At 64.5% G+C, this 9,872-nt stretch carries 7 protein-coding genes, 1 pseudogene and 2 riboswitches; of the genes and pseudogenes, 3 read left to right on the forward strand and 5 right to left on the reverse strand.

Features of this window, described 5'->3' with window-relative positions:
• From glyA to gcvP, 4 genes are all read right to left on the reverse strand, one after another.
• On the reverse strand, nt 1-800 hold an 800-nt coding region (gene glyA, locus AC1DHX_RS19315; protein ID WP_476900368.1), incomplete at its 3' end, for a serine hydroxymethyltransferase.
• Nucleotides 797-1,180 (reverse strand): glycine cleavage system protein GcvH, encoded by a 384-nt coding sequence (gene gcvH, locus AC1DHX_RS19320; protein WP_223913460.1) that lies wholly within the window; start codon nt 1,178-1,180, stop codon nt 797-799. The genes glyA and gcvH, both read right to left, overlap by 4 nt.
• Before the next feature lie 57 nt (nt 1,181-1,237).
• On the reverse strand, nt 1,238-2,374 hold the full coding sequence (gene gcvT, locus AC1DHX_RS19325; protein ID WP_476859995.1) for a glycine cleavage system aminomethyltransferase GcvT: 1,137 nt from the start codon (nt 2,372-2,374) through the stop codon (nt 1,238-1,240).
• Between the two features lie 10 nt (nt 2,375-2,384).
• Entirely contained in the window at nt 2,385-5,231 is a 2,847-nt protein-coding gene (gene gcvP, locus AC1DHX_RS19330) for an aminomethyl-transferring glycine dehydrogenase (RefSeq protein WP_476859996.1), read from the reverse strand.
• A 52-nt stretch (nt 5,232-5,283) separates the two neighbouring features.
• Nucleotides 5,284-5,391: riboswitch (glycine riboswitch) on the reverse strand.
• 1 nt (nt 5,392) lies between these two features.
• A riboswitch (glycine riboswitch) is annotated at nt 5,393-5,490 on the reverse strand.
• 303 nt (nt 5,491-5,793) lie between these two features.
• On the opposite strand from gcvP, the gene AC1DHX_RS19335 reads away from it, so the two are divergent.
• Nucleotides 5,794-6,753: a hypothetical protein gene (locus AC1DHX_RS19335; protein ID WP_476859997.1), complete on the forward strand. Its 960-nt coding sequence runs from the start codon at nt 5,794-5,796 to the stop codon at nt 6,751-6,753.
• Nucleotides 6,754-6,887: 134 nt separating this feature from the next.
• On the opposite strand, the pseudogene AC1DHX_RS19340 reads toward AC1DHX_RS19335, so the two are convergent.
• Nucleotides 6,888-7,061, reverse strand: a pseudogene (locus AC1DHX_RS19340) (short-chain dehydrogenase); the annotation flags it as partial.
• Between the two features lie 82 nt (nt 7,062-7,143).
• Between AC1DHX_RS19340 and AC1DHX_RS19345 the strand changes: the two are divergent.
• Together AC1DHX_RS19345 and AC1DHX_RS19350 are read left to right on the forward strand one after the other, a co-directional pair.
• A complete protein-coding gene (locus AC1DHX_RS19345) occupies nt 7,144-8,235 on the forward strand; it encodes a type I restriction endonuclease (RefSeq protein WP_476859998.1) in 1,092 nt (363 codons plus the stop codon).
• 721 nt (nt 8,236-8,956) lie between these two features.
• Nucleotides 8,957-9,301 carry a hypothetical protein gene (locus AC1DHX_RS19350; protein ID WP_476859999.1) on the forward strand — a complete coding sequence of 115 codons (345 nt, stop codon included), beginning with the start codon at nt 8,957-8,959 and terminating at the stop codon, nt 9,299-9,301.
• Nucleotides 9,302-9,872: the final 571 nt, after the last annotated feature.

The following is a 9,872-nucleotide window of genomic DNA, read 5'->3' on the forward strand; positions in this document are numbered from 1 at the left end:
GAGTTGATCTTCTTGGCGATCTCGGCGTCGTTGGAGAGGATGATGCCGCCGCGCGGACCGGCGAGGGTCTTGTGCGTGGTGGAGGTGGTGACGTGGGCGTGCGGGACCGGGGACGGGTGCAGCCCGGCCGCGACCAGCCCGGCGAAGTGCGCCATGTCCACCATCAGGTASGCGCCCACCGAGTCGGCGATCCGGCGGAACTCGGCGAAGTCGAGCTGCCGGGCGTACGCGGACCAGCCGGCGACGATCAGCGCCGGCTTGTGCTCCAGGGCCAGGGCCTCGACCTCGGCCATGTCGATCCGGTGGTCCTCTTCACGGACCTGGTACGGGATCACGTTGTAGAGCCGGCCGGAGAAGTTGATCCGCATGCCGTGCGTCAGGTGGCCGCCGTGCGCCAGGTTCAGGCCCATGATGGTGTCGCCCGGCCGGATCAGGGCGTGCATGACCGAGGCGTTGGCCTGCGCGCCGGAGTGCGGCTGGACGTTGGCGTACTCCGCGCCGAACAGGGCCTTGACCCGGTCGATCGCGAGCTGTTCGATCACGTCAACGTGCTCGCAGCCGCCGTAGTAGCGCTTGCCCGGGTAGCCCTCGGCGTACTTGTTCGTCAGCACGGAACCCTGCGCCTGCATCACGGCTTTGGCGGTGTGGTTCTCCGAGGCGATCATCTCCAGCCCGTCCCGCTGGCGGGTCAGTTCGGCGTCGATCTTCGCGGCGATCTCCGGATCCAGCGCGGACAGCTCCGCATCCAGCGACGCAGAGACTACCTGCTCAAACGCGACGGTACCCGTTGCGGCGCTCACAGTTCGCCGCCGTTCTTGGACGCGTACTCTTCAGCCGACATCAGTGGGCCTTCTTCGGTCACGGCGACCTTGAACAGCCAGCCGGCACCGTACGGGTCGCTGTTGATCAGCGCCGGATCGGAAACGACGGCGTCATTGATCTCCACCACCTCGCCGGTGACCGGAGCGTACAGGTCCGAGACAGACTTGGTCGACTCAACCTCGCCGCAAGTCTCCCCCGCGGTCACCGCGGAACCGACCTCGGGCAGGTCCACGTAGACGATGTCGCCGAGGGCATCGGCAGCCACGGCCGAAATTCCAATCCCTGCAGGGCCCGACCCGTCAGCGGCAACCCATTCGTGTTCAGCGGAGTACTTCAGTTCGGCTACAACTTTGCTCATTTATCTCAATCCTTAAGTTCGTATGTGGTTTCGGCAGGCTCAGCCAGCGGCGGCTGGCTACTTTTGGCGCTTGTAGAACGGCAGTGCGACAACTTCGAAAGGCTCCGCCTTGCCGCGGAGGTCAATGTCCAGGGCTGTGCCGGGCTCGGTGAATTCGATGTCGACGTAGGCCATCGCGACCGGGTAGCCGAGGGTGGGGCTGGGCTGTCCGGAGGTCACTTCGCCGACGACGTTGCCGTCCTTGAGGACCGGGTAGTGGCTGCGGCCGGCACGGCGGCCCAGGCCCTTGAGGCCCACGAGTTTGCGGCCGGTCGTGGAGCCTGCGCCGGCTGCCTTGAGCTCGCTCAGGGCGGCCTTGCCGACGAAGTCCGACTCCTTGGCGAGCGAGACGACCGGGCCCAGGCCTGCCGCGTACGGGTTGCCTTCGCGGGAGAGTTCGTTGCCATAGAGCGGCATGCCGGCTTCCAGACGCAGCGAGTCACGGCAGGCCAGGCCGGCGGGGATGAGCCCGCGGCTGGCACCGGTTTCCAGCAGTGCTTCCCAGAGGCCGGCGGCGTCCCCGTTGGGAATGTAAATTTCGAAGCCGTCCTCGCCGGTGTAACCGGTGCGGGCGAGGAGCAGATCTTGTCCGTTGATCTGAACCTCAACCGCAGCGTAGTACTTCAGCTCGGTGACCAGGACATGCTGCTCGGCCGGGACCAGCGTCAGCAGGATGGCTTCGGCGTTCGGGCCCTGGACGGCGATCAGCGAGATCTCGGCGGAAACGTCCTCCACCGTCACGTCGAACCCGCCTTCTTGGGCAGAACCAGCCCTTTCGGCCAGTGCCGCGGCAACCACCTTGGCGTTGCCTGCGTTGGGGACCACCAGGTACTTGTCCTCGCCGCGGCGGTAAGAGATGAGGTCATCGATGATGCCGCCGTCTTCCTGGCAGATCAGCGAGTACTTCGCCTTGCCGACGGCCACGGCCGACAGCTTCCCGGCCAGGGCGTAGTCGAGGAACGCCGCGGCGTCCGGGCCGGTGACCCAGACTTCGCCCATGTGGGAGAGGTCGAACAGGCCCGCGGCGTTGCGGACGGCGTGGTGCTCGGCGAGTTCGGAGCTGTACTTCAGCGGCATCTGCCAGCCGCCGAAGTCCGTGAAGGAGGCGCCGGCCTTTTTGTGCTGCTCGTAGAGAGCGGTGTAGTTCTCACTCATCAGAAAATCCTTAGTTTTCGAATTCGGAAAGCGGCGGGCAGGAGCAGACCAGGTTGCGGTCTCCGGCGGCGCCGTCGATGCGTCCGACCGGCGGGAAGTACTTGTCCTGCCTGAGTGTGTGGACGGGGAATGCGGCCTGCTCACGCGGGTACTCGCGGGTCCAGTCGGTGCTGACGACGGCGGCTGCCGTGTGGGGTGCGTTGCGCAGCGGGGAGTTCTCCACCGTGAAATCGCCGTTGGAGACCTGGTCGATCTCCTGGCGGATGGTGATCATCGCCTCGATGAAGCGATCGATCTCCGCAAGGTCCTCGGACTCGGTGGGCTCCACCATGAGGGTGCCCGCCACGGGGAAGGACAGTGTGGGGGCGTGGAAGCCGAAGTCGATGAGGCGCTTGGCCACGTCCTCGGCGGTGACGCCGGTCCTGGCGGTCAGTTCACGCAAATCCAGGATGCACTCGTGGGCCACCAGGCCGCTCTCCCCCGTGTAGAGCACCGGGAAGTGCTCATCCAGCCGGGATGCGATGTAGTTCGCCGCGAGCAGCGCGGACTTGGTGGCCTCGGTGAGGCCCTGGCCGCCCATCAACTTCACGTACGCCCAGGAGATCGGCAGCACACCGGCGGATCCGTAACGCGAAGCGGAGATGGCAACTCCCTTTCCCGGTTCGACCTTGTTCGCGTCCCCTGGCATGAACGGCGCCAGGTGCGCTTTGGCGGCCACGGGGCCAACGCCCGGTCCGCCGCCGCCGTGCGGGATGCAGAAAGTCTTGTGCAGGTTCAGGTGCGAGACGTCGCCGCCGAACTTGCCCGGCTGGGCCAGCCCGACGAGGGCGTTGAGGTTGGCGCCGTCGACGTAGACCTGGCCGCCGGCGGCGTGGATCGCGTCGCAGACCTCGCGGACGTCGGCGTCGTACACCCCGTGGGTGGACGGGTAGGTGATCATGATGCAGGACAGCGCGTCCTTGATTGCCTCGATCTTCGCGGTCAGGTCCGCGTGGTCGATCGTGCCGTCCGAAGCCGTGGCTACCACCACGACTTTCATGCCGGCCAGCACCGCGGAGGCCGCGTTCGTGCCGTGCGCGGAGGCCGGGATCAGGCACACGGTGCGCTGGGCGTCCCCGCGGGAGAGGTGGTAGCCGCGGATGGCCAGCAGGCCCGCCAGCTCACCCTGGGAGCCGGCGTTCGGCTGGATCGAGACCTGGTCGTATCCCGTGATTTCGGCGAGGTCAGCTTCGAGGCCGCTGACGAGTTCCCGCCAGCCCTCGGTCTGGGAGTCCGGCGCGAACGGGTGGATGGAGGCGAACTCCGGCCAGGAGATCGCTTCCATCTCGGCCGTGGCGTTCAGCTTCATGGTGCAGGAGCCCAGCGGGATCATGGTGCGGTCCAGGGCGAGGTCGCGGTCCGAGAGCTTGCGGATGTAGCGCAGCAGCTGGGTTTCGGAGCGGTGCGTGTTGAAGACGGGATGCTGCAGGAAGTCAGAGGTGCGCAGCACCCTCCCGGGCAGCTCGAAGCCCTTGGCCTCCACCACCGGACCGGCGCCAAAGGCGACGACGACCGCGGAGAGGACCTCCGGCGTCGTGGTTTCATCGACGGACACGCCAACTGTGTCCGCGTCGATGAGCCGCAGGTTGATGCCACGGGCCTCGGCGGCGGCGATGACCTTGGCGGCCTTGCCGGGGACGCGGACCGTGAGGGTGTCGAAGAAGGACTCGCTCGCCAGTTCCCGGCCGGCGATCTTCAGCGTGGCGGCGAGGGCGCGGGTGTTGTTGTGGACGGTCTCGGCGATCGCCTTCAGCCCGTCCGGGCCGTGGTAGACGGCGTAGAACGAGGACACGATGGCCAGCAGTGCCTGCGCGGTGCAGATGTTGGACGTGGCCTTCTCGCGGCGGATGTGCTGCTCGCGGGTCTGCAGGGCCAGGCGGTACGCCGGGACGCCGGCGTTGTCTTTGGAGACGCCGACGATGCGGCCGGGGAGCGTGCGTTCCATGCCCTCGCGCACCGCCATGTACGCGGCGTGCGGGCCGCCGAAGAACAGCGGCACGCCCAGGCGCTGGGTGGAGCCGACGGCGATGTCCGCCCCCTGCTCGCCCGGAGGGGTGATCAGGGTCAGGGCAAGCAGATCCGCCGCCACGGTGACCAGTGCGCCGCGTTCTTTGGCCTCCGCGATCACGCCGGACTGGTCCCACACCCGGCCGGAGACGCCCGGCTGCTGGAGGACGAGACCGTTGATGTCGCCGTCGGGCAGACCGGCGGAGAGGTCAGCGACCTGCACCTCGAAGCCCAGCGCCTCCGCTCGGCCCCTGACGATGGCAATGGTCTGCGGGAGGCAGTCGGCGTCGAGGACGGTCTTGGCCCCGGCAGCGGACTTGTTTTTGTTGGCGCGGCGCATGAGAAGCACGGCCTCGGCAACCGCGGTGGCCTCGTCCAGGAGGGACGCATTGGCGACCGGGAGCGCGGTGAGGTCCTGGACCATGGTCTGGAAGTTCAGCAGTGCCTCGAGGCGTCCCTGGGAGATTTCCGGCTGGTACGGGGTGTAGGCGGTGTACCAGGCGGGGGCTTCGAGGATGTTGCGGCGGATCACCGGCGGGGTGACGGTGTCGTAGTAGCCCTGGCCGATCATCTGCACGGCCGTCTTGTTCTTGGAGGCGAGCTTGCGCAGTTCGGCCAGCACCTGGACTTCGCTGAGGGGGCTGTCCAGGGTGAGGGGCTTTTCCTGGCGGATGGAATCGGGGACCGCGTTGTCAACGAGGCCATCAACGCTGTCGTAGCCGACGGCCTTGAGCATGGTGTCGATGTCGGCCTGGCGGCGGGCGCCGATGTGGCGGTCTGCGAAGGTGGACGGGGACGATTGAACCGTCATGAGAGGAACTCCATAATTCAGGTGGCATCAAGACGCCACGATGATTCGGGTTCCTCCCCGCTCTGTATTGGACCTGAGAGTTTCCGTTTTGCCCTGCTGATAGCAGCGCGCCACTTGCACCGTCGGTGAGCCCGGTTGCCCGGACTGCTTTCCAGAGTTGCCTTGCCGCGGCGGTACGTGGGCCTGAGAGATTCCTGGGGAGGATTTGCTCCTACGGCGCCTGCTGAACGTACCGGCAGGACTCTCCCGCCGCAGATCATAAGCTGTGCCACTGGTCGGTGACACAGCTCACAATTTATCCGGTTCCCGGGCAGGATGCAAAATTTATTTCAATTGAGTCGCTGTTCCCGCGGACGACGGCGGGAGCTCTTCGCCGTCGTCCGCTTGCGTGGGTGAGGCGCATGAGGGCCGTGACGTTGATCCGGAACACGCGGCCCCAGAGGTCGTCGTCCACCTCATGGATCGGACCCAAGGGGTTAATCCATTCGGTGCATTATTCTGGACGGGATACTTTCCTTTTTCGCGAGCCTCCCTCCAGGGCGCTCATACGCAAGGAGCCTCCGTGAGCCTTCCGGATCAAGCGATGGAACAGGCAGCTCCCAGCAGACCACCAAGCCGGACTCCCGCCGGGGATGCCGCTTGGGGGTGGCTGATCGGGATCCTGGCAGGACTGCTCGGCTTGGGCCCTTGGCTGGTATCCGGCGCACAGCTCCCGTTGCAGAACTTGTGGGGCGCAGAGGTCGCTCCAGACCAGATGCCTGTGTCGTTACTGCCGCTAAGCCAGTACGAACTCACCACGATCGTGGCCCTCCTCACCGTAGGAGGTGCGGCGGCCGGACTCGCGCTGCGCATCTGGTCGCCCGCCCGACGGCGACTGGTGACGTGGTGCGCGGCAGCCGGTGTTCTTGTGGTTCAGTTCACGGCGGCCGTCCAGTCCTTTACAGTGCTCGACGGCGGCTTGACGGGCGGAACAATGGCGAGCCTCTACTTCGCCGGGCTGCTCGCGGGCGTGACCGCATCCCTCGCTGCGGCCCTCGTGGCGCACCTGCTGCTCTGTTCAAGGTCACCGAGCCTGGCGGCATTGGCCGCCGGACTCGTGGCGGTGCCGTTCGCTTCGTGGACGGTGGAGTGGGTTGTCGGCTTCGTCGGGCACATCAACGTCCCCGTCGCAGTGCCGTCAATCGCTCACTGGATTCCGGCCATCCTCGTTGGTTGCGCCCTGGCATGGTGCGGCCTTCGTCCTGCGCGGCGGGCCGCGGTGTGGTCCGCGAACCTTGCCCTGTTGTGGTTGGTTCCCGCCCTGTTCATCTCGGTCAACTACGTCCTGGGGACCCGTATCCTGGCTGGCGACCTGCAGGAGATGCTGTTAATGAGTCGGCAAATCTTGGCGGCAACACTTGGACCCGAAGGCGGAGCAGCTCCCAAAATCTTGCTGGCCCTGGTCATCGCATCGGCGGGGCTGGGTGCCAAATCCATTGCCGCTCGCCGGCGACCGGACGCGCCCACCTTCCCGTCTTCGTAAAATCCGGACTCACCCGCGACGTGTGGACGTGATTGCACCAGCGGATCCGATGGTGCAATCACGGATTTGATCCCAATCCAGCGGACGACGGCGGGACTTCCCGCCGTCGTCCGCTTGCGTGGGGTGCCGCTCCCCTACAGCGCGGACCAGCCGCCGTCGGAGGCGAGGATGGCGCCRTTGATGTTGGTGCCGTCGTCGCTGAGCAGGAAGGTGATGGACGGGGCGAGCTGCGCCGCGGTGGCGGGGGTGGGGACGGTGGCCTGCATCAGCGGGCCGAGGCGTTCGGCCGCGAGCTGGGAGCCCCAGTCCTAATCTCGCTAGGGCTGCTTTCATCGAATTGACACAGGRCTGCGCTACGGTTGGCAGCACAGTCAATTCGTAGGGGGACAAATGGAGTTTGCAGAAAAACTTTCAGCTTTGGCCGCAAAGGTGCGCCAACAGCGGGGCGTGATCCAGACGGAAGAGGCCACAAAGAATGCCTTTGTCATGCCCTTCATTTCCACAATTCTTGGCTATGACGTCTTCAACCCCATGGAAGTCGTTCCTGAGTTCATCGCGGATGTAGGACTTAAGAAGGGCGAGAAGATCGACTATGCCATCGTGAAGGACGGCGAGGTCCAGATCCTCATCGAGTGCAAGAAGTCCACGGAACCAGTGAAAATCGAGCACGCATCTCAGCTTTTCCGGTACTTTGCCGTGACCAACGCCCGGATCGCCATCCTTACCAACGGCGAGGTGTACCAATTCTTCACGGACCTCGATGCGCCGAACCGAATGGACGCCAAGCCATTCCTCGTACTCGACTTGAACGACATCGACGAATCCCTCATTCCCGAACTGCAGAAACTGTCCAAGGACGTCTTTGATCTCGACTCGATCATCAGCGCGGCCGGGGAACTGAAATACATCGGCGAGCTCAAGAGGACGCTGGCGGCACAATTCAAGGATCCGGAGGACGAGTGGATTAAGTTCCTCACGGGTCGCGTGTACACAGGTCCCTACACCCAGAAGGTGCGTGAGCAGTTCACGGCGTTGGTAACCAAAGCGTCCAAGCAGTTCCTGAATGACCAGGTCAACGAGCGGCTGAAGAAAGCCCTCGGCGCCCAGGCCTTCCCGCAAAATGATGACATAGCAGCAGCAGCCAGCGTCACCAGCGCACCCGTGGCCGAAGCGGACCTGGCCGAAGCTGACGGTCTGGAGACAACGCTGGAGGAAATCGAGGGTTACCAGATCGTGCGGGCAATCGTCTGTAGCGAAGTCAAGCCTGCTCGCGTAGCCCAGCGGGATGCCAAGTCCTATTTCGCAGTGCTGCTGGACGACAACAACCGCAAGCCGATCGCGCGCCTGCACTTCAACCGCACCCAGAAGTACATCGGAATCTTCGACGACAACAAGGAAGAAACGCGAGTGCCCATCAGCTCACTAGAAGAGATCTACGAGCACACCGAAGCACTCCGCGCGAGCGTAAAGAGCTACCTGTAGGCGCCGAAACTGGTGGCCCAGTCCAGGGCAATATTATTTCGCAGTAGAGACCAGCGGACGACGGCGGGACCTTCCACCGTCGTCCGCTTTCGTTAGGTGCGACCCCCCTCGGCCGGCTGCGGCTCATCCCCGAACACCTCGAGCCGGCCCGCGGCAGCGGGAGCGGGCACGGGCCTTTTTGGTTGGGGACGAGGTCCTCGGGTAGGTCGCCGGTATCTGCGCGCCACCTTGATCGAGGCGACGATCGAGGCGCGCATCCAGTGGGCCGCGCGGACGGATTCAGATCCGGTGTCGTCCTTGCTGACGCCTATTGGGATGCTGAGGGCGCCTGCGGCTTAGACCTTTGGACTTTGGATCACGGGCCCGTTGAGGAGAGCGACTCCAAGGCACCCTGCGAAGGCCGATATTGGACCTTATGTAAAGCTGGACGGTTGAAGGCTTCAATTCAACCTCCTTTCATGTCCGGTTTCAGTCGTTCTGGCATTCGCAGTTGACCTGTCGTCCTCCGGAATATGCCCGGACGGTTCAGGAGCGCAAGCCGGCCATGCGGAACGCGGCTTCTCAGCCCCTCGTGCCGCCAGAAACCGAAGAAGTGCCCGGGGAAGAAAAACCTGACACTGTCCGCGCTGGTACGCCCTCGCAACGCGGGCCGCTGCACGCATCGAGGAAGAGGAGGACTAACGTGGCGGTACCGGGCGCACTCCCGTCGTGGCACCAGTTCGTGGAACGCAAATACATTGAAGTGGAACGCAAATACATTGAACCCGACACGATCGCCATGGCTGGCCCAAAAGCGCTCCCCGACGACGAGAGAGTCGAGTACGACCAGAACCGTTTCGCGCGGCTTGGTGCTGACATCGTCCTGACCACCCACGAGACCGAGACGCTACAGCGCCAAGCAAGATCATTCTCGCCCGAAACGCTGCTCAGTCTGCCACCGCCGGAAGGGGCCCGGTTATCACGGGTAAACCTACACCCCGGCAAGAGCACGATCGCCATAGGAAAGCGCCATGAGACGGCCATGCGATGGAAATACGAGCGTACCGACCGGGCTTTGCTCCCGTGACCAACGGTGCCATTCCCGCCGGCACCACTCCGCTTAGGCTCAGTTTTGCAAACTTTTTGGTCCTGATCCCCACAGTCGTGCCACAGCCCAGGAACTCGCAAACAAAGTGATCTACACGTCGCAAGCGTCTCGCTTGGCACCCATCGAAGCCCGTCTGGACCGCCTCCTGTGAGTCCGCATAGCGAAGGGATCTGCCCTTCCTCTCGGGTTCTATCGGCCTTCTAAAGGGCAGCTTCGCCTGATTCGTGTCATCATCACAACTGAATACAACCCCTGATACAGTTCAGGCGTTCCGCATTTGAGGTCGGGACGGCTGTAAGTTCGAGGGGGACAAAATCAAATACCGTGCGCGTGCGCTGCTTGCCACCATTCTCAGCATTGCTTTGACCCTGATGGTGGCTCCGTCGTCGGCCATAGCGTCGGCCGATGTGACGCCGGCGGAACTGTCCGCGGTCTCCCTTGCCTCCCCCAGGACCGTCGGTCCCGGCGAGAAGGTCACCTTCGACTGGACCATCACCGACGCCTCGGGCATTTCCTATCTGTGGTTCTACCTCACCGGCCCCGAGGGCAA

The sequence above is a fragment of the Arthrobacter sp. 05N33_2 genome, from assembly GCF_056397425.1.

Coding starts and splice junctions, on each gene's coding strand:
- gcvH (WP_223913460.1), bottom strand. CDS start 1,180: ATGAGCAAAGTTGTAGCCGAACTGAAGTACTCCGCTGAACACGAATGG.
- gcvT (WP_476859995.1), bottom strand. CDS start 2,374: ATGAGTGAGAACTACACCGCTCTCTACGAGCAGCACAAAAAGGCCGGC.
- gcvP (WP_476859996.1), bottom strand. CDS start 5,231: ATGACGGTTCAATCGTCCCCGTCCACCTTCGCAGACCGCCACATCGGC.
- AC1DHX_RS19345 (WP_476859998.1), top strand. CDS start 7,144: ATGGAGTTTGCAGAAAAACTTTCAGCTTTGGCCGCAAAGGTGCGCCAA.